This is a genomic window from Reella acinonychis, from assembly GCF_052384575.1.
In the GTDB taxonomy this organism is placed as follows: Bacteria; Pseudomonadota; Gammaproteobacteria; order Enterobacterales; family Pasteurellaceae; genus JBQSUQ01.
The window spans coordinates 60,915-78,175 of record NZ_JBQSUQ010000003.1 but is presented as its reverse complement, the minus strand read 5'-3'; the positions used below and the strand labels follow the sequence as shown (position 1 = coordinate 78,175).

General features: G+C 37.5%; 26 protein-coding genes and 1 tRNA gene. 16 read left to right on the top strand and 11 right to left on the bottom strand.

The window, feature by feature from the left end; genetic code table 11:
* Positions 1-185: 185 nt before the first annotated feature.
* Entirely contained in the window at positions 186-887 is a 702-nt protein-coding gene (locus tag ACT2CV_RS01265; protein ID WP_464973807.1) for a DUF4145 domain-containing protein, read from the bottom strand.
* 1 nt (position 888) lies between these two features.
* Here ACT2CV_RS01265 and ACT2CV_RS01260 point away from each other — a divergent pair, with 1 nt between their 5' ends.
* Complete coding sequence (locus ACT2CV_RS01260; RefSeq protein WP_464973806.1) at positions 889-1,068, top strand: hypothetical protein; 180 nt, start codon at positions 889-891, stop codon at positions 1,066-1,068.
* A 101-nt stretch (positions 1,069-1,169) separates the two neighbouring features.
* On the opposite strand, the gene ACT2CV_RS01255 is transcribed toward ACT2CV_RS01260, so the two are convergent.
* The gene (locus ACT2CV_RS01255) at positions 1,170-1,589 is read right to left on the bottom strand and encodes a hypothetical protein (protein ID WP_464973805.1); all 420 of its coding nucleotides are present in this window, start codon (positions 1,587-1,589) and stop codon (positions 1,170-1,172) included.
* A gap of 12 nt (positions 1,590-1,601) precedes the next feature.
* Here ACT2CV_RS01255 and ACT2CV_RS01250 point away from each other — a divergent pair, with 12 nt between their 5' ends.
* From ACT2CV_RS01250 to ACT2CV_RS01180, 15 genes are all read left to right on the top strand, one after another.
* Positions 1,602-1,784 (top strand): hypothetical protein, encoded by a 183-nt coding sequence (locus ACT2CV_RS01250; RefSeq protein WP_464973804.1) that lies wholly within the window; start codon positions 1,602-1,604, stop codon positions 1,782-1,784.
* 250 nt (positions 1,785-2,034) lie between these two features.
* Entirely contained in the window at positions 2,035-2,808 is a 774-nt protein-coding gene (locus tag ACT2CV_RS01245; protein WP_464973803.1) for a KilA-N domain-containing protein, read from the top strand.
* An 86-nt stretch (positions 2,809-2,894) separates the two neighbouring features.
* Positions 2,895-3,161 (top strand): hypothetical protein, encoded by a 267-nt coding sequence (locus ACT2CV_RS01240; protein ID WP_464973802.1) that lies wholly within the window; start codon positions 2,895-2,897, stop codon positions 3,159-3,161.
* A gap of 243 nt (positions 3,162-3,404) precedes the next feature.
* Positions 3,405-3,548, top strand: a complete 144-nt coding sequence (locus ACT2CV_RS01235; RefSeq protein ID WP_464973801.1) for a hypothetical protein — start codon at positions 3,405-3,407, stop codon at positions 3,546-3,548.
* 27 nt (positions 3,549-3,575) lie between these two features.
* The gene (locus tag ACT2CV_RS01230) at positions 3,576-4,493 is read left to right on the top strand and encodes a recombinase RecT (RefSeq protein ID WP_464973800.1); all 918 of its coding nucleotides are present in this window, start codon (positions 3,576-3,578) and stop codon (positions 4,491-4,493) included.
* Positions 4,474-5,133: a translocation protein TolB precursor gene (locus tag ACT2CV_RS01225; protein WP_464973799.1), complete on the top strand. Its 660-nt coding sequence runs from the start codon at positions 4,474-4,476 to the stop codon at positions 5,131-5,133. The genes ACT2CV_RS01230 and ACT2CV_RS01225 overlap by 20 nt, the downstream gene beginning before the upstream one ends.
* Positions 5,133-5,594, top strand: coding sequence for a single-stranded DNA-binding protein (gene ssb / locus ACT2CV_RS01220; protein ID WP_464973798.1), 462 nt, complete (start codon positions 5,133-5,135; stop codon positions 5,592-5,594). Before ACT2CV_RS01225 ends, ssb begins: the two co-directional genes overlap by 1 nt.
* Before the next feature lie 206 nt (positions 5,595-5,800).
* Positions 5,801-6,289: a DUF4760 domain-containing protein gene (locus ACT2CV_RS01215; RefSeq protein WP_464973989.1), complete on the top strand. Its 489-nt coding sequence runs from the start codon at positions 5,801-5,803 to the stop codon at positions 6,287-6,289.
* Between the two features lie 101 nt (positions 6,290-6,390).
* The gene (locus ACT2CV_RS01210; protein ID WP_464973797.1) at positions 6,391-6,678 is read left to right on the top strand and encodes a bL17 family ribosomal protein; all 288 of its coding nucleotides are present in this window, start codon (positions 6,391-6,393) and stop codon (positions 6,676-6,678) included.
* Complete coding sequence (locus ACT2CV_RS01205) at positions 6,671-7,576, top strand: riboflavin synthase subunit alpha (RefSeq protein ID WP_464973796.1); 906 nt, start codon at positions 6,671-6,673, stop codon at positions 7,574-7,576. The genes ACT2CV_RS01210 and ACT2CV_RS01205 overlap by 8 nt, the downstream gene beginning before the upstream one ends.
* Positions 7,576-7,725: a hypothetical protein gene (locus tag ACT2CV_RS01200; protein ID WP_464973795.1), complete on the top strand. Its 150-nt coding sequence runs from the start codon at positions 7,576-7,578 to the stop codon at positions 7,723-7,725. Before ACT2CV_RS01205 ends, ACT2CV_RS01200 begins: the two co-directional genes overlap by 1 nt.
* On the top strand, positions 7,722-8,030 hold the full coding sequence (locus ACT2CV_RS01195; RefSeq protein ID WP_464973794.1) for a hypothetical protein: 309 nt from the start codon (positions 7,722-7,724) through the stop codon (positions 8,028-8,030). The genes ACT2CV_RS01200 and ACT2CV_RS01195 overlap by 4 nt, the downstream gene beginning before the upstream one ends.
* A 27-nt stretch (positions 8,031-8,057) precedes the next feature.
* Entirely contained in the window at positions 8,058-8,459 is a 402-nt protein-coding gene (locus ACT2CV_RS01190; RefSeq protein WP_464973793.1) for a hypothetical protein, read from the top strand.
* Positions 8,456-8,776 carry a preprotein translocase subunit SecG gene (locus ACT2CV_RS01185; protein WP_464973792.1) on the top strand — a complete coding sequence of 107 codons (321 nt, stop codon included), beginning with the start codon at positions 8,456-8,458 and terminating at the stop codon, positions 8,774-8,776. The genes ACT2CV_RS01190 and ACT2CV_RS01185 overlap by 4 nt, the downstream gene beginning before the upstream one ends.
* A gap of 278 nt (positions 8,777-9,054) precedes the next feature.
* The gene (locus ACT2CV_RS01180) at positions 9,055-10,146 is read left to right on the top strand and encodes a tyrosine-type recombinase/integrase (RefSeq protein WP_464973791.1); all 1,092 of its coding nucleotides are present in this window, start codon (positions 9,055-9,057) and stop codon (positions 10,144-10,146) included.
* A 37-nt stretch (positions 10,147-10,183) separates the two neighbouring features.
* On the opposite strand, the gene ACT2CV_RS01175 is transcribed toward ACT2CV_RS01180, so the two are convergent.
* The 9 genes from ACT2CV_RS01175 to metK form a co-directional block, all read right to left on the bottom strand.
* A tRNA-Ser gene (locus ACT2CV_RS01175) sits at positions 10,184-10,273 on the bottom strand.
* Positions 10,274-10,474: 201 nt separating this feature from the next.
* Complete coding sequence (gene rpsO / locus ACT2CV_RS01170; protein ID WP_464973790.1) at positions 10,475-10,744, bottom strand: 30S ribosomal protein S15; 270 nt, start codon at positions 10,742-10,744, stop codon at positions 10,475-10,477.
* Between the two features lie 104 nt (positions 10,745-10,848).
* Positions 10,849-11,673, bottom strand: coding sequence for a 3',5'-cyclic-AMP phosphodiesterase (gene cpdA, locus ACT2CV_RS01165; RefSeq protein WP_464973789.1), 825 nt, complete (start codon positions 11,671-11,673; stop codon positions 10,849-10,851).
* 24 nt (positions 11,674-11,697) lie between these two features.
* Complete coding sequence (gene nudF, locus ACT2CV_RS01160; protein ID WP_464973788.1) at positions 11,698-12,321, bottom strand: ADP-ribose diphosphatase; 624 nt, start codon at positions 12,319-12,321, stop codon at positions 11,698-11,700.
* A gap of 108 nt (positions 12,322-12,429) precedes the next feature.
* On the bottom strand, positions 12,430-13,146 hold the full coding sequence (locus ACT2CV_RS01155) for a 4'-phosphopantetheinyl transferase family protein (RefSeq protein ID WP_464973787.1): 717 nt from the start codon (positions 13,144-13,146) through the stop codon (positions 12,430-12,432).
* 45 nt (positions 13,147-13,191) lie between these two features.
* A complete protein-coding gene (locus ACT2CV_RS01150; RefSeq protein WP_464973786.1) occupies positions 13,192-13,434 on the bottom strand; it encodes a DUF5339 family protein in 243 nt (80 codons plus the stop codon).
* Between the two features lie 111 nt (positions 13,435-13,545).
* The gene (gene htpG / locus ACT2CV_RS01145; protein ID WP_464973785.1) at positions 13,546-15,429 is read right to left on the bottom strand and encodes a molecular chaperone HtpG; all 1,884 of its coding nucleotides are present in this window, start codon (positions 15,427-15,429) and stop codon (positions 13,546-13,548) included.
* A gap of 114 nt (positions 15,430-15,543) precedes the next feature.
* A complete protein-coding gene (locus tag ACT2CV_RS01140) occupies positions 15,544-16,050 on the bottom strand; it encodes a SprT family zinc-dependent metalloprotease (protein WP_464973784.1) in 507 nt (168 codons plus the stop codon).
* 42 nt (positions 16,051-16,092) lie between these two features.
* Entirely contained in the window at positions 16,093-17,247 is a 1,155-nt protein-coding gene (metK, locus tag ACT2CV_RS01135) for a methionine adenosyltransferase (protein ID WP_464973783.1), read from the bottom strand.
* Between the last annotated feature and the right edge of the window lie 14 nt (positions 17,248-17,261).

Sequence of the window (17,261 nt, the reverse complement as noted above, 5' to 3'; positions counted from 1 at the left end):
ACGGCGTGGGCAGACACGCACTATTTAAAACTGCACTCAAACCAATCTTGACATTTTGTTTTTCCGCTCCGTTAATCAAGACGAGTGCAGTTCTAAATGGTTCCTTAATGGTTGTGTAAGGTTAAATATCAACTTAATGACATAGTTCTCCTTTTAGTTAGGTTGCCCTCGTTTGAGGGCTTTTTTTACACAGAAGATTGAACTTTTTTAGGGATCATGGCAGGTAGCGTGAACGCATAAATCAAGAATAACCTAGTGAATAAACGAATATCATCTAAATCTTGCTTGGAAAATTCAAGCAATGCGTGCGATGCGCCATTCCCTAGAGTACGAATGCGATGTGCAAAATCTTTCATACTTGGTGATAATTTTCCTCTATCCGCTAATTGATTAATTCTCTGATTTAAATTTCTATCCGTAGGATTGTTATCTAATTTAGATAAAGCAAGCTCAATAACTGCGCGATAAGAGCTGCCAGCTTGTTTTAAAAACTTATTTCCTTCCACTAAACAAAACAAATCTTCCGCTTCTAAAAAAGCCTCTTCTAAATCAGAAGGTAAATATTCAGGAATATCAGGTTTAGGCGGAAGAGGGTAAAAAACAAAATTCTGATTGGGGAAAATCTCCTCCAAAGTATATTTATGTTTGGCGTGCGTTTCTATGAGATGATGAGTATGCGCAGATTGTGAGGGATCAAGTCCTAGGTTACGCATCATATTCGACACTAACACATTTGTCACCACGCCACCACCACAATTATTACAAGTACCAAGGATAGCAAAAACATCCTGATCACTTTGTATTCTTTGTCGTCTTGAAAAATCATTCACCTCAAAGGCAACATTTTTCTTTCCACAATATGGACAATCATGACCAAAGGTAATCATTATGACCCTCCAAAAATTTATTTTAAAAATCGATCAGGATTTAAATTCACCTGATGCTCTTCTTCTACTTAACACGCATTATAAGCAACTCACCGAGCAAGAAAAAGAGCTTTTTGTGGTTGCTTTAATGGGGAAAGTGATTGAGTTAAATGCGCGATTTAATCACGAAATAGAACGATAGTTATTTAACAACCGCCCTAAACTCAGGATAACATAACCGCACTTTCAACAGAAAGTCGGGATTGGTCGCACATTATGCGACCTTTTTTATTTCATCGCATATCAAGATGATTTCTTATTACGTTGATTTAATTTTTTCCACCGTTTTTTATTCATCAAAAAATTGAGTGAAATAGGCAATAAACCTAGCCCGAACAAATTAAACGTAATTTTCATTATAAAATATTCGCCATAAGATGTTGGTGATGAAAAACTTACACCTAATGCACGCATTTCATCAAAGCTGAGAGAACCTGCAGAAATAAGAGAAACAACGGTAAACAGCAGATATAATTCAAAGCCAGTGATTTTATTTAGGCTATATTTTTCATCCAAGTAATAATAAATAAACATAAAAATACAGCCACCAATAAATAAAATCATCCACTGACATTGCCAAGAAAACCAATCATTCAACACAAAACTGTAATAACCAACAGGCACAAGCAACTGTGCTGCGGATAATTTACGACCAATATCCATAAGGAACTCCAAATGCTAACCCAAGAAGATCATAACCATATCAGGAAAATCGTCAAAGAGGCAATCGAGGAAATCGACAAAGAACGAGATGAGCAGGAAGAAGAGGCAAATCGCCAGTTTCGCATTGAGTGGCTAAAAAGTTTTATAATACTCATGGTTGCATTGTTTATTATTGGATTAATACTATCTATTTGACAACCGCCCCAATTTCAGGCTAAGATAACCGCACTACTAAATCAAGTCGGTTACCTCGCTCCGATATAAAGCGGTTTTTTTATGCCTAAATTTAAGCTCTGCAGATCTGCAGAGGTTCAATGGTCGGGTCGAGAGAGCCTAATATAACACCGAAAGGAAATAAGCTCCGCCATCTTGATTTGGTAGTTGAAGCCCGATCAATCCTACTAAGATTGATCGAAAGACTAACTGAAAATCAAGGGGCATAAAAATGTCAAACTTAACTATTCTAAACACACAAGTTCGCCAAATCGACAACCTATACAGTTTAAACGATCTTCATCGTGTTGCTGGTAATGAAAGCAAACATCAACCGACTTTCTTCATTCGTTTAGATACCACACAAGAACTTGTTTCCGAAATTCAAAAAGAAGAGCCAAATACGCCAGCGGTTATCCGTAAAAATGGAATCGGCACATACGCTTGCGAAGAAATCGCACTCGCCTACGCCATGTGGATTTCCCCAAAATTCCATTTGGTTGTGCTAAGAGCGTTTTTAAAACTACACAAAAATTCCACCGCACTTTCTACGCCATACCTCACACCAGAGGAACAGCAACAAGTGCAACAAGCGGTATCAATCACCCACCACCGCACAGGATTAAGCTATGCCGAAATCTATGGACGGATTAAAGCTAAATTCAAGGTCGCCAAATACGATCAGCTGCTTTCCGCACAATTGCTTGACGTATTGCAATTTATCGCGGATATGAACGCCAGATTGCCAAACCCTGATGAAGTGCTGATTTCCATTCACACCCTTGAAGCATTGGTAAAATGCTGCCGATTAGCAAAACAACATGGCGAACAACTTGAACCCGCGATGAAAACCATCTTCGATATGCTCGGCGTTGAACGTTACAGCAGAAACCAATTCGCTGCACGTGCCTACGACCTCGCCCACGAGTTCAACGTTTGGATCAACGAAGCAGAACGCCTACTTGCTGAAAAAGGCATACAACTGCCACAACTCAGACAGTTTTAAAACATCACAAAAAACCACCGCACTTTTAACGTATGGCGGTTTTCTACACCCTAAATTTCAATTTTTGATTAAAAAAGGAACAGAAAATGAACGCAATCCAAAAATTCTTTTACGCCATATTGTGTATTGTTGGCGTTATCGCTCTCGGTATTTTCATCTTAGCAGTGATAACAACATTTCGACCAGTATTAGCGGCGAACACCATTGACCAGTGCGCAGATAAAGGCGGTATATGGCAAACCTACCCTACTCCCCACTGCGCACCGCCTGATATGACGGAAGAGCAAATAGAAAGCGCAAAAAGTTATGTGGCGTTAAAACAGATTGAAACGAGGGTAATCAATGATAGATAGATCTTACACACGAAAGTTTGAAAAATACCGCGTGCAAATGTACCGAGAGCATGAAAAAGGTTTTGTGTATGGCGTGATTAGTATTAATGGCATACAAGACTATAAAACCTATTCTTACTCAGCTGGCAACGTCAAACGCCATATGAATAAACGGATTAAGCAGATGAATCAATTACGCTGCATATCTCCCCCTATTCCGCAGATTAGAGATAGTCTTGCGACAAAAGAACACAGGATATAGCAATGAACATGGACTACTGCCTAGAGCCACTAGAGGCATATAAACCAAAACCACAACATAACGATGACTATGAGCCAGATGATGATTTTGATCCATATGATGATGATTGTGATATGTGGAAAAGTCAGTGTTATGGACGAGCTTAAGCTGTTTTTATGACAGGAGAATAAAAAATGAATCAGTTACCACAAACAAATGAGCATAAAAAAGCGTTTCCTATTAAAGAATTTTTTGAAATGCCGGCTATTAAAAAGAAAATAGAAACATTGCTAAACAAAAACGCGGCAGCTTTTACCACAAGCGTGTTGCAAGTTGTAAATAGCAGTCCAATGTTACGCAATGCTGAGCCGATGAGTGTATTTAACGCGGCTTGTATGGCTGCAACGCTTAATTTACCGCTACAAAACGGTCTGGGATTTGCTTATATCGTCCCTTACCAAAACAAAAAAGAGCGTAAAACAGAGGCACAATTTCAGTTAGGTTATAAAGGACTAATTCAACTAGCGCAACGTAGCGGACAATTTAAACGTCTTGTTGCAGTACCTATCTACGAAAAACAATTAATCACTGAAGATCCAATTAATGGGTTTGAATTTGATTGGAAACAAAAACCCACCGAAAACGAAAAGCCAATTGGCTATTACGCTTATTTTAGGCTTATTAATGATTTCACCGCTGAAATCTATATGAGTGTGCAATATATGCATAATCATGCCGCGCGTTACTCGCAAACCTATAAAAAAGGTTTTGGTGTTTGGCATGATAACTTTGAGGCTATGGCATTAAAAACGGTTTTAAAACTCCTTCTATCAAAACAAGCGCCATTATCTGTTGAAATGCAACAAGCGGTATTAGCAGATCAAGCAGTTGTAAAAGACATTGAAAAAGGCGAATTTAACTACGCCGACAATCAAATTGATGATGCAGAATTTACTGATATGAAAGTAAGTGATGAAGTGTTTGAACAATGCAAACAAAACATTATCAATGGCGAAGCAACGCTACAAGATTTATGTGATAACGGTTTTGAATTTAGCCAAGAACAGTATAAAAAACTAGAGGAAATTGAAAATGTATCAAATGAAAGCTAGATGTTCAATGCTTCATAAATTACTTGGTGAGCCTAAATCAAAAGCGGATAAAGAGGCAGGAAAAATAACCGAAACCGCTAAAAGTGCGGTGCGAGAAATTGTTAAATATGATTTGTTCGGTTATCAGTCCTTTGAGGGTAACAAATACACCGAGAAAGGTAATCAACTTGAAGATAACGCTATTAAACTCAGTGGATTAAAGCGAGGTTTGCCACTGAAGAAAAATAAAGAACGTAGAGAAAATGATTTAATCACTGGCGAATGTGATATTTATGTACCATCTCGCAAGCTGATTATTGATACTAAATGCTCTTTTGATATTGGCACACACCCGTTTTTTAGCGATGAAGCGGAAGATAAAGCGAAAAAAGCGGGTTACGATATCCAAATGCAAGGTTATATGTGGCTTTGGGATTGTGAGGAAGCACAAATTGATTTTGTATTGTTCCCTACTCCGTTAGATTTACTCTCGCCTTGGCAAGATACGGAAAAATACATTGATTTGGTTGAGCAGATACCGCAAGAAAAACGTATTACTACGGTAATTGTAAAACGAGATGAACAAATCATTGAAAAAATTAAAGAACGAGTGCCAAAAGCACAAGCTTATTATCAACAGCTTATTCAGGAGGCTATGTAATGGCTGGAATAAATAAAGTAATCATCGTGGGTCGTTTAGGTAACGACCCTGATGTCCGCACTATGCCTAATGGCGAACAGGTAGCAAATATTAGTGTGGCAACCAGTGAAAGCTGGACAGATAAAAATACAGGCGAACGCAAAGAGCTTGTAGAATGGCACCGTATTGTTTTTTACCGCCGACAAGCAGAAATATGCGGTCAATACCTGAAAAAAGGCTCGCAAGTGTATATTGAGGGCAAATTACGCACACGCAAATGGCAAGACCAAAACGGACAAGAGCGTTCCACCACCGAAATTCAAGGCGATGTAATGCAAATGTTAGGTAGCGCCCAAGATAATAACTTACAAGCTAAACCGCAAGCTAACTTACAAGCTCAGCCTAACGCTTATGAAAAAGCCAAAAACGGCAGCTTTACACCGCCACCAAGTGACGGGTTAGATGATGAGATTCCGTTTTGAGTTATCGTTAAGTCTTGCATGGATATTTGACAACCACCACCCTTTGATTTAGGATATAACCACTTTCAGCAGAAAGTCTGATTGGTGACAGCAATCATAGTTCTTTGATTAAAATTAATATTAAATAGATGGCTTACTTGGTAGGCTTTTTTATTTTGGAGGAAGACTATGAAAAAATTTAAATTAAATGAAGGTTGGTGGATTTAATGATTATAGACTGGATTTTAGTAAGTAGCATAGGTACTTGTATTGCAACAGGCTACCTTGCTATTTTTGCTAATAGACAGTTAAAAGACCAACGATTACACCATAAACAAAAATCAACCATTGAATTATTACTTGCTCACAACCATAACGCCTCATACCTAGAACAACGAAGAAAATTTGTTCAAATGCGAAAAGATGGTGTAAATTTCACCGAAATAGCTTGCCATATAAAAGATAAAAACAGTGAATATACTGAAAATAACGCAACTATTACAAGTGTCTTAAATTCCATTGAATTTATCTGTGTTGGTATTAGAGAAAATATTTTTGATGAAGCAGTTTATAAACGAATGAGTCGCAGCAGCCTAATTTATGATTGGGACACATTAAAGCCTTACATAATGGAATTAAGGCGTATTAATGGAAATAACGATAAACTATTCTGCGAATTTGAATGGCTCGCAACAAAATGGAAAGATGAACAATAAGCCTGTACCCCACAAGCTTTTTTATTTGAGATTCCCTAAAAATTTACAAACCAAAAACAGAACAATTTTGTTCTAATCTTTATAACCCAAGCCACTAAATAGTGGCTTTTTTATTGCCTAATAATCCTATGACAAAAAATAGACTACCTCATCTAACAGATCACCTTTTTCTCGCTCTTGAACGTTTAAATGATGAAGATTTATCCATTGAACAAATTCAAACGGAAGTCCAAAGAGCAAAAGCTGTCGCTGATGTTAGCGATAAAATCATCGATATAGCAAAAGTCTCACTTGAGGCTAAAAAGGTACAAGCCGACTACCTCGGCAACCAAGCTGATTTACCTACTATTTTTGACGCTACACCAAAACTGGAGAATAGTAATGCTTAATCCAATCACCGAAATGAAATCTCAAATTACGACAGCTAAAGTGTTACAGCGTGATTTACGCGCAACATTAAAAGAAAAACAAAAAGCAGTTGAAAATTTTTATGTCGCAAAAGAAAAAGCGGAGGCTATACCTCCTCAACCTAAACCTGAGCCAATAAAAATTGACACTCCCCCACCACCTAAGCGAATTATCACAGATCAAACTAAAGAAAAAGCATTGCTTAAGATGGCAAAAGAGCAATATCAAAACTATGCAGATGTAGCAAAGTTTGCTGAAACATTAAATTTGCGTGCTGGTGTAGTGTATCTTGTATTAAAACATCATGGTTTTATTAAGCAAAACGAAACCACGCAATACCGCGTGCTTGATGCATATTACAAATATAATGGGAATTTAAAAGCAATCACCGAAGAAACAGGATTAACAGTTTGGATATGTGCTAGAACGCTGCAAGAATTAGGTTTATCGCCTAATTGGGCAAGTTATAAAAATCGTGCGGAATCAACCAATAAAGGAGACTGGGCGGAAGAGGAATTTAGAAGGCTTGTTCCAGGTGCATTAGATATGAATATGCAGTATCAAATGAATAATCCTTTATTTGATTTTATTGTAAACGACAAGACTGTTGATGTAAAAATGTCAACAGTAGGAAAAAATAAAAATTCCTACCAAATACGAATAAGGCACACCAAAGATGGCGAACTTCCTGATTTTTTCTGTTTGTTTTTAATGATTGATAAGGATAAATACAACATCCTGTTAATACCTAAAGAAATCCTACCCGATAATCAAACTCAATTAAACATAGTAAGCAAAGGCACTCCTGCTAACTCCTCTATGTACTGGGATTTTGAAGTACAACCCTCCGCACTTGCCGCTATGTTGGGAGATATTTAATGATCGAAATGGAAACCGCAGAACGCAACAAACGTGATTTAGCAGAAATCGACAAAGAACTCGCAGAAGTGGAACGAAAAGTAAATTTGCTGCACGAAGAACGCAGAGAATATATCAACCGACACAATTTAAACAAGGAGAATAAATGAACGAAATGCAAATTGCTACGCCGCATAGTTTTTTTATGCAATTAATCGTTTGTTTTGTACAACATCGATTTAACTCGTTAAATCCCACTATTCGCCAAAAGGCAATTGAGGATATTAAAAAATATTGGGTTTTGTTTGATGTCGAAACAAGAAATTTTATCGAAGATTGTGCGAAGAATAATATTTTACCGGAGTTTAAAGAGCTTGGTGTTTGGATTATACAAAACAGAGATAAAACACAACAAACAGTAAAACCGCAGCAACCTTATATTGAGCTACCTGTGGTTGATGTTAAAGTCCGCTAAGTGCGGTATTTTTTTGGAGAAATAAAGATGAAACCATTTGATTTAGAAAAAGCGTTGGCTGGTGAGCAAATTGTAAATACTCAGAATGGCAAACGATATTGGGTTATCGGTGAAAGTCGATTTGATAATGTGAGTTACATCACAGAAGATGAAAATGGCGTAGTTGATGTTGAAAAAATCGACGCGTTAAATCAACATTGCAGAATGTGGGAAGAACCTCGTCCTCGAGTACAATTAGATTTACCTACACCATTAAAGCGAGCAAAAGAAGACCAGCTCGTATTTAAAAAAGGGTCGCGATGTATTATTAACTTTTATTTTGATCCGAATAACAAAAAGCATTGTGATATGTTGGAAGCAGGCTCTTTATTTGAAAGTGAAGAAAACGCACAAGAATGGCTTGACGCAATGAAAGGATCGAGAAGATGAATGATAATCAAGTAACAATTTCAAAAATGGAACTTCAATCACTTGCTATTCAATCATTCCGTTATTGTTTAGGGCGAATGACTTATGTTGTCAATGATTGCGATGAATTTATCCGTAAATACTGGCAAAACTTCACTGCAAATACAAAATTTCTCATTGTGCGTGAATTATTAACCGCACTTAAAGATCATGAAAGCGGTTTACAAGAAATCGGTATGCGGTGCGATTATGATGTTTGGAAAAATTTGTATGATTGGATGAATGAACAACACATAGAAACACAAAGCAGTGAATTTGAGGAAACAAAAAATGAATAAAAGTCTATCCACTCACAGAGTTTTTTATTTAACAACCCTAGCCAACCGCTAGGGTTTATTTTTGGAGGAAATATGGAGGAAGCCTTATCAATATCCCAAGTTGCAAGGATGTTAGGCATGAGCTATTCATGCGTTCATGGGCATAAGATAGAATGGGGATTTTTTCAAATGGAAGGATCTAACGCATGGCGGGTTTTTCCGTCAGAACTTGATCGTAGACGTAAAGAGTTGCAAAATACCAGCCGATTAGGAGTTTTGGTCGGCGATAAGGAGAAAAAATGTCGATCAGAAAAAATAAAAGCGGTATCTGGCAAATTGATTTCACCACACCAAGTGGGGAGCGAGTTCGGATCAGTAGTAAAACGACTGAAAAGAAACTTGCACAACAAATGCACGACCAACTAAAGCATGAAGCTTGGCAAGTTGAGCAATTAAATAAACGCCCAGAAAGAACCGTTGAACAAGCATTAATCCGCTTTCTTGAAGCATCGGAAAATCAAAAGGATATTGAAACAAAAATCCGTCATGCTGAATATTGGCAGAAAGCAATTGGGCATAAACGACTTAGCTCTTTAACAAGTGATGATATTTATAACAATTTACCTACTCATATCCTGAAAACAGGTAAAAAGTTATCACCATCTACACAAAATCGTTATCGCACCTCAATTATGAGAGCGTTAAATTTAGCTCGTCAGGCAGGCTGGATTGATTCAATCCCTTACTTAGCTAAAAACTCTGAACCTAAAAAACGAGTACGCTGGATCACGAAGGATGAAGCTAATACCTTATTAAACAATATTACTTTAGATTGGATGAAAGATGTCTGCTTTTTTGCGTTAATGACAGGAGCAAGAATGACAGAGATCTTAACTATGACATGGAGTAAAATTGATTTTAATCAGAATATAGCTATTGTGACAAGTGATGTAGCAAAATCAGGTAGAGCAAGAGCGCTGCCATTAAATCGTGAAGCAGTCAATTTTTTACGCCAAAAAGAAACAAAACGTATATCAGATTACGTGTTTCATCGCGGCAAAGGGAAAATGATTACAGATATAGACAGAGAACACTTACATAAAGCACTATCTGTTTCTAATATTCGTGATTTCCGCTTTCATGATTTTCGTCATACATGGGCGAGCTGGCATGTTCAAGCTGGTACACCACTACTTACATTAAAAGAGCTTGGCGGCTGGGAAACGATTGAGATGGTGCAAAAATATGCTCACTTAAATGCAGAGCATCTTTTGACATACGCAAATCATGTCAAATTTACGTCAAACTCATTCTTTGACACATCAAATATGATTGCAAAGAATGATACTCTGAGTGAATTTTCAGAAAACAAAAAAGTCGTAAGTTATTGATTTTGCAGACCAAACTTACGACTTAATAAGCACTTGATGGCGGAGGAAGTGAGATTCGAACTCACGGAGGGCGTAAACCCTCGCCGGTTTTCAAGACCGGTGCCTTCAACCACTCGACCATTCCTCCGTTGTTTAAGCGTGGTAAATAATACGGATTTCCTATATAGCTGTCAAGTTACAAAATAAAAAATATGTTTGATTGCTGATTTTTAAAACAATTCAATAAAAAACCTGAATAACAGAAAACAAGATAAAATTACACCGCACTTTAGTAAAAAATAGGCAATAAAAAAGCACCAATTAAGGTGCTTTTTTATCGTAAATAAGATTAGCGACGTAAACCTAAACGTGCAATTAAATCTGTGTATTTAGCAAGATCTGTACGTTTTAAGTAGTCTAATAATTTACGACGACGAGAAACCATGCCTAATAAACCACGACGACCATGGTGGTCTTTTTTATGTGTAGCAAAGTGTGCTTGTAAGTGGTTAATTTGTGCAGTTAATAATGCAATTTGAACTTCTGATGAACCAGTGTCTTTTGCATCACGACCAAACTCAGCAACGATAGCTGCTTTTTTTTCTACGCTTAGAGACATTTTTAACTCCTAAAAGGTTATTGTAAATACATCGTCCGCCGATCTCTAATCCAGCGGCGACAGGGAAGTTGTATTGTAACGATAAAATAAAAAATTGCAATCAATTAATAACCATCTTCATGCATATTTGGTAAAAAACGTGCCCCTTTAATTCGGTAAACATCAGTTTCAATATGACCATCATCAAAAAGCGTAATTTCTCGCCAACCTGGCTGTAATGTGTCCAATGTAAAGGCATTATGATCTGGTTTAAATTGAATACAAGTTGAAGGCGTACACATGATTTGGTAGCCCAACCATTCAGTATCAACTTCTTGATGAATATGGCCATGCAAAATCGCTCGTACATTTTCGTACTTAGATAAAACATGTGCTAATTCATTGGCATTACGCAAATTATGCTGATCTAACCAAGCAGAATTCGTCGAAACTAAATGGTGATGTAGCACGATTAAAGAATAATATTCTTGATATTCTTGCAATTTTTCTTCCAACCAATCCAGTTGATATTGACTGAGTAAACCATGTGGTACACCGAACACTTGGCTATCAAGTAATAAAATTTGCCACTTATTCCCTACCAATAAATGTTTATCAGAACGTAAATTACCTTGTTGTTCCGTTAAAATTTCTGTCATATGAGGTAAGAAATCATGATTACCGGGAATCCAATACACAGGCTTATTTAACTGGTTGATACTATTACAAAAACGTAAATAACCTTCTTTACTACTATCTTGAACAAGATCGCCCGTTGCTAAAACAAATTCGTAATCATCTGCCGATTGCTTAATTTCTGTTAATACTTGTTGAAAACTGTCAAACGTATTAATGCCAAGCAATTCGCCACTTTCATCCTTAAATAAATGGGGATCGGTAATTTGAATAAAACGAATATATTCATTTTCGCTTTGATTTGTTATTGTCATCGCGAACCTCTACAATTTAATCCATTATAACCACTTCTGTTCCAACTCTTGATAATGTAACTGCAACCATTGCAATCCCATGACAGCAATGCTGTTATCAATTTTGCCTTGCTCTACCCATTGATATGCAGTTTCACGCTTCACAACATGCACTTTAATATCTTCATGCTCATCGGCTAAACCATGTAATCCTGTTGCTTTGCTACTATCCACTTTACCCGCAAATAAATGAATGCGTTCGATCACTCCACCTGGGCTATCCCATACACTTAATGCATGCTGCAAATGAGAAACCGCGACACCAGCCTCTTCCTCACTTTCACGCTGAGCCACGCTTTCAGGCGTTTCCCCTTCTTCCACCATACCAGCGATCAATTCTAACAACCATGGTGAATTTGGTAATTTTGGATCATAAGCACCGATACGAACTTGCTCAACTAAAACAACAGAATCCTCCTTAGGATCATAAGCAATTACCGCAGACGCTGCCCCTTTGACTAATAATTCTCTTGTCACAATTCCGCTAGTGCCACCGGCAAATAATTTATGGCGAAATTGAATCTTCTTGAGCTTAAAAAAACCATCGTAAAGGGTTGTTTCATTTACAATTTCAATATCATTTTGAGTAAATTGTTGAATTTCAGACATAATAAATTTTCACAAATCAAATCACTTCATTTGAAGTAGAATACTAAAAAAAGGAAAGCATGCGACAACTTTTTTATTAGAATTTGAACTCTGTCACAAAAAACTTTTTCATTTTGTCGGATTAACCGCATAGTGCAACGCATGCGGCAGATGGGTTGGCATTAAAGTATCGTCTCGCCAGTGGAAACAATGGATATCCGTACTTTTTCCCTCTGTTGTAAATGCAGCTAAATAAAAAGGCAGATCATCGACGAATAACAGTTCTCCTTGCGGGCAATGAGATGAATACAATTGTTGATGAGTCGGATAGTGTTCCACTTCCGTTAATTTCACAATACCAACACCTTGTGATTTAAGGATGGCTTCACGCAAACACCAAATACGATAAAACGCCACTTCAGGATTATCTTGTTGTGCAAACCATTTTTGCTCAGATTGAGAGGCAAAATGTTGCAAAAGTGCGGTGTAATTTCTCGACTTTTTCGCAAACTCAATGTCAATGCCTACTGCATTTGGCTTTTCATCAATGCTCAAAATCACTGCCACCCAGTTATCCGAATGGCTAATATTAAAATCCATATGAGTTAATGGAAATTGCGGTCTGCCACTTGCAGTTCGATAGACTTGATTTAATAAGGAAGTATCAACTTGCGCACGTTCACAAAGTTGATGAAGCAAAAAATAGGCTAATTTTTGGCATTCACTGCGTTGTTTAACACGAGGATTAGAAGAAGCAACTCGTTGTTTATTTCCCCAAAATAATTCAGGTACTAGATCAGTTGGATAAGATTGTTGAATATTAGCGTAAGCGATGAAAGTTGCCATAAAATAAAAAGCCAGTCAAAACTGGCTTTGAATTATACGCAAAAATTACATTTTTGGCATTTTTTTTAGCTGTTCAAGCGCCATAGCACAGGTTTGTTCTTGTGCTGCGGCTGGTGCCATTTTCATTTGCTCTTTACTTGCATTCATTTGTTGTTTTACCGCTTCAGGCGCTTTCTCAACATAAGCATCGACTGCTTTGAAATATTCATCACATTTTGGATGTAAATCCGCTGCATTAGCCGCAAAAGCCATAGCAAATAATGCTGAACCAAATAGAACTTTTTTCATAGCGTATCCTTTTAAAATTGTTTATTCCACTCTATCGCCACATGCCATAGAGCAGATTTATTATACGTCAATCGCACAAAAAAAAAACAACTGTATTTTTAATGCACAATGCTATTTTTGTAAAAAGGCATTCATACGCTTAATAAATGCCATTGGATTTTCCAATGTGCCTCGTTCTGCAAACATTGCTTGTTCTAACAATAACTCAATCCAATCTGCAAATAATTGTTCATCAGCAACATCAGCGACTTTCTTCACTAAACTATGTTCTGGGTTAAGTTCAAAAGTATATTTCACTTCTGGCGCCTGTTGTCCCATCGCTGCAAATAATTTTGCCATTTGCGTCGTCATCTGATCATCACCAGTTGAGACAATAGCTGGTGTATCAGTTAATCGATGTGTTAAACGCACTTCTTTTACTCGATCGCCTAATAAGGTTTTCACGCGCTCAACAAAAGAAGAAAATTGTTCATCTTGCTCTTTTTGTTGCTCTGGCTCTTTATCTGCCAAATCCCCTAAATCCAAATCGGCTTTGCTGATTGTTTGTAATTGCTTGCCATCAAATTCTGTTAAATAACTTAACATCCATTCATCAATACGATCTGAAAGTAATAGCACTTCAATGCCTTTCTTATTAAAGAGTTCTAAGTGCGGTGAGTTTTTCGCAGCAACATAACTATCTGCCGTAATATAATAAATGGCTTTTTGCCCTTCTTTCATGCGTGCAACATAATCGCTGAGCGACACGTTTTGCTCACTGCTTTCATTGTGAGTTGAAGCAAATCTGAGTAATTTAGCAATGCTTTCTTTGTTAGCCACATCCTCTGCTGGACCTTCTTTCAATACCAAACCAAATTCTTTCCAAAAACCTTGATATTTCTCAGCATCATCATTGGCCAGTTTTTCCAACATTTGTAATGAACGCTTGGTCAATGCTTTACGTAACGCCGCAGTGACTTTGTTATCTTGCAAAATCTCACGAGAAACATTAAGCGGTAAATCATTACTATCAATTAAGCCACGCATAAAACGCAAATAATTTGGCATGAATTGTTCCGCATCATCCATAATAAACACTCGTTGAACATAGAGTTTCAAGCCATGTTTATGTTCACGATTAAATAAATCCCAAGGCGCTTTTGACGGCACATATAAAAGGCTAGTATATTCTTGATTTCCTTCTACTTTATTATGTGCCCATAATAATGGATCAGCAAAGTCATGGCTTAAGTGCTTATAGAATTCTTTATATTCATCATCAGAAATATCGCCTTTCGCACGTGTCCATAGCGCTTGCGCTTTATTGATTTTTTCCCATTTAATGCCAGTTTCTTTGCCTTCATCGTCATATTCTTTTGCCAAAATCTCAACAGGCAAACCAATATGATCCGAATATTTACCGATAATTTCACGTAATCGCCATTCATTTAAGAATTCTTTTTCATCTTCACGTAAATGTAAGGTAATTTCTGTACCGCGATCTTTTTTCTCAATATCAGCAACCGAATATTCCCCTTCGCCAGCAGATTCCCACAACACCCCTTTACCAGCTGCTTCGCCAGCTGCTCTTGTTTTCACCGTTACTTTATCCGCAACAATAAACGCTGAATAAAAACCAACGCCAAACTGGCCAATCAATTGGCTATCTTTCGCTTGGTCACTACCAAGTGCGGTTAAAAATTCTTTCGTTCCTGATTTCGCAATGGTACCTAAATGATCAATCGCTTGTTCACGCGTCATACCAATACCATTATCACTAATCGTCAGAGTTCCTTTGCTTTCATCAAAGCTAATGCGTACTTTTAAATCACCATCGCCTTCATAAAGTTCTGGTGCGGATAACGCTTTAAAGCGTAATTTATCTGCTGCATCTGAAGCATTTGAGATAAGTTCACGTAAGAAAATTTCTTTGTTGGAATATAAAGAATGGATCATTAATTGAAGAAGCTGTTTCACTTCTGACTGAAAACCACGCGTTTCTTGATTGGTTGACATATACTTTTCCTTTTTATCAAAATTTATTGAAATACCTCATATAAATAGGTTTAGAAAAATAAATTTCAAGTTTGGAAAAGAAAAAATACATCTGAAAACAAAGTTTGGGGAGAACTATTCATTATTGGAATAAATCAATGGAGCATTACATTTTCGGCATAAATACACCGCTCTTTTTCGTTGAATATTATGATGACGTCGAGTCGTTAAATAATGGGTTTGGCATTGGCATTCATAAGCAAAAGTACGCCCTTGTACATTCGTCACATCAAATTGATGGCAAGTATCCGCTGGCAAATTAAAAAGATGTTCCATCACAAATTGCCATTCTTTACCATGAGGTTTCACTCTACCAAATTGTTGATAGACCAATAAATGCGCCAATTCATGTGGCACAACTTGCTGGATAAATTCAGTGGGGTTTTCCAATAATAAAGTACGGTTAAATTTAATAAGGTTTTTCTGCAAATAAGCGACACCTGCTTTTACGCCTTTCAGTTCATAAGTGACAGCAGGAGAAGGGAAACGACGCTTAAAATGTTGTTCTGCAATCTGTAAACAATGGGTTAACCGCCATTGCACCTGCATTTTTAAATGTCGGAATTGGGTTTCTGTTTGCATAAAAAGAAAGGCGAGCAAGCTCGCCTTATATAGTGAAATGATTTATTTTAGGCCCGCTGCAGCACGTAATTCTTCTGCACGATCCACTTTTTCCCATGGGAATTGTTCACGCCCAAAGTGGCCATAAGCTGCAGTTTCACGATAAATGGGTTGGATTAAATCAAGCATTTTGATTAAGCCATAAGGACGTAAATCAAAGAATTCACGCACTAAGGCAACTAATAACTCGTTTGCTACTTTGCCGGTACCAAAGGTTTCCACCATAATAGAAGTAGGATCTGCCACACCAATTGCATAAGAAAGCTGAATTTCGCAACGATCTGCAAGGCCTGCAGCAACAATATTTTTCGCGACATAACGAGCCGCATAAGCAGCAGAGCGGTCTACTTTAGAAGGATCTTTACCTGAGAATGCACCGCCACCATGGCGAGCTGCACCGCCGTAAGTATCCACGATGATTTTACGACCAGTTAAACCACAATCTCCCATTGGTCCACCAATCACAAAACGCCCAGTTGGATTAATAAAATATTTGGTGTCTTTTGATAACCATTGTGCAGGCAATACAGGTTTAATAATTTCTTCCATCACAGCTTCATGCAAATCTTTTTGATTTACGCTATCGCAATGTTGAGTAGAAAGAACCACTGCGTCAACACCAACAATTTTGTTATCTTCATATTTTAGCGTGACTTGGCTTTTTGCATCTGGACGTAACCAAGATAATGTTCCATCTTTACGCACTTTTGCTTGGCGTTCCATTAAACGATGCGCATAAGTAATAGCTGCTGGCATTAATACATCCGTTTCATTGGTCGCGTAACCAAACATAATGCCTTGGTCACCCGCCCCTTGATCTAATGGATTTGCACGATCCACGCCCTGATTAATATCAGAAGATTGTTTACCAATAGCATTTAACACCGCACAAGAATGACCATCAAAGCCCATTTCTGAATGTTTATAACCAATATCGCAAATCACTTGACGCGTTAAATTTTCAATATCTACCCATGCAGAAGTGGTGATTTCACCGCCAACGAGCGCCATACCGGTTTTCACATAGGTTTCACAAGCTACGCGCGCTTTAGGATCTTGTTTTAAAATTTCATCTAATACCGCATCTGAGATTTGATCGGCGATTTTATCTGGATGGCCTTCTGATACAGATTCAGAAGTAAATAAATAGCTAGACATAATATTCCTTAATT

Coding starts and splice junctions, on each gene's coding strand:
- ACT2CV_RS01265 (WP_464973807.1), bottom strand. CDS start 887: ATGATTACCTTTGGTCATGATTGTCCATATTGTGGAAAGAAAAATGTT.
- ACT2CV_RS01260 (WP_464973806.1), top strand. CDS start 889: ATGACCCTCCAAAAATTTATTTTAAAAATCGATCAGGATTTAAATTCA.
- ACT2CV_RS01255 (WP_464973805.1), bottom strand. CDS start 1,589: ATGGATATTGGTCGTAAATTATCCGCAGCACAGTTGCTTGTGCCTGTT.
- ACT2CV_RS01250 (WP_464973804.1), top strand. CDS start 1,602: ATGCTAACCCAAGAAGATCATAACCATATCAGGAAAATCGTCAAAGAG.
- ACT2CV_RS01245 (WP_464973803.1), top strand. CDS start 2,035: ATGTCAAACTTAACTATTCTAAACACACAAGTTCGCCAAATCGACAAC.
- ACT2CV_RS01240 (WP_464973802.1), top strand. CDS start 2,895: ATGAACGCAATCCAAAAATTCTTTTACGCCATATTGTGTATTGTTGGC.
- ACT2CV_RS01235 (WP_464973801.1), top strand. CDS start 3,405: ATGAACATGGACTACTGCCTAGAGCCACTAGAGGCATATAAACCAAAA.
- ACT2CV_RS01230 (WP_464973800.1), top strand. CDS start 3,576: ATGAATCAGTTACCACAAACAAATGAGCATAAAAAAGCGTTTCCTATT.
- ACT2CV_RS01225 (WP_464973799.1), top strand. CDS start 4,474: ATGTATCAAATGAAAGCTAGATGTTCAATGCTTCATAAATTACTTGGT.
- ssb (WP_464973798.1), top strand. CDS start 5,133: ATGGCTGGAATAAATAAAGTAATCATCGTGGGTCGTTTAGGTAACGAC.
- ACT2CV_RS01215 (WP_464973989.1), top strand. CDS start 5,801: ATGATTATAGACTGGATTTTAGTAAGTAGCATAGGTACTTGTATTGCA.
- ACT2CV_RS01205 (WP_464973796.1), top strand. CDS start 6,671: ATGCTTAATCCAATCACCGAAATGAAATCTCAAATTACGACAGCTAAA.
- ACT2CV_RS01200 (WP_464973795.1), top strand. CDS start 7,576: ATGATCGAAATGGAAACCGCAGAACGCAACAAACGTGATTTAGCAGAA.
- ACT2CV_RS01195 (WP_464973794.1), top strand. CDS start 7,722: ATGAACGAAATGCAAATTGCTACGCCGCATAGTTTTTTTATGCAATTA.
- ACT2CV_RS01190 (WP_464973793.1), top strand. CDS start 8,058: ATGAAACCATTTGATTTAGAAAAAGCGTTGGCTGGTGAGCAAATTGTA.
- ACT2CV_RS01185 (WP_464973792.1), top strand. CDS start 8,456: ATGAATGATAATCAAGTAACAATTTCAAAAATGGAACTTCAATCACTT.
- ACT2CV_RS01180 (WP_464973791.1), top strand. CDS start 9,055: ATGTCGATCAGAAAAAATAAAAGCGGTATCTGGCAAATTGATTTCACC.
- rpsO (WP_464973790.1), bottom strand. CDS start 10,744: ATGTCTCTAAGCGTAGAAAAAAAAGCAGCTATCGTTGCTGAGTTTGGT.
- cpdA (WP_464973789.1), bottom strand. CDS start 11,673: ATGACAATAACAAATCAAAGCGAAAATGAATATATTCGTTTTATTCAA.
- nudF (WP_464973788.1), bottom strand. CDS start 12,321: ATGTCTGAAATTCAACAATTTACTCAAAATGATATTGAAATTGTAAAT.
- ACT2CV_RS01155 (WP_464973787.1), bottom strand. CDS start 13,146: ATGGCAACTTTCATCGCTTACGCTAATATTCAACAATCTTATCCAACT.
- ACT2CV_RS01150 (WP_464973786.1), bottom strand. CDS start 13,434: ATGAAAAAAGTTCTATTTGGTTCAGCATTATTTGCTATGGCTTTTGCG.
- htpG (WP_464973785.1), bottom strand. CDS start 15,429: ATGTCAACCAATCAAGAAACGCGTGGTTTTCAGTCAGAAGTGAAACAG.
- ACT2CV_RS01140 (WP_464973784.1), bottom strand. CDS start 16,050: ATGCAAACAGAAACCCAATTCCGACATTTAAAAATGCAGGTGCAATGG.
- metK (WP_464973783.1), bottom strand. CDS start 17,247: ATGTCTAGCTATTTATTTACTTCTGAATCTGTATCAGAAGGCCATCCA.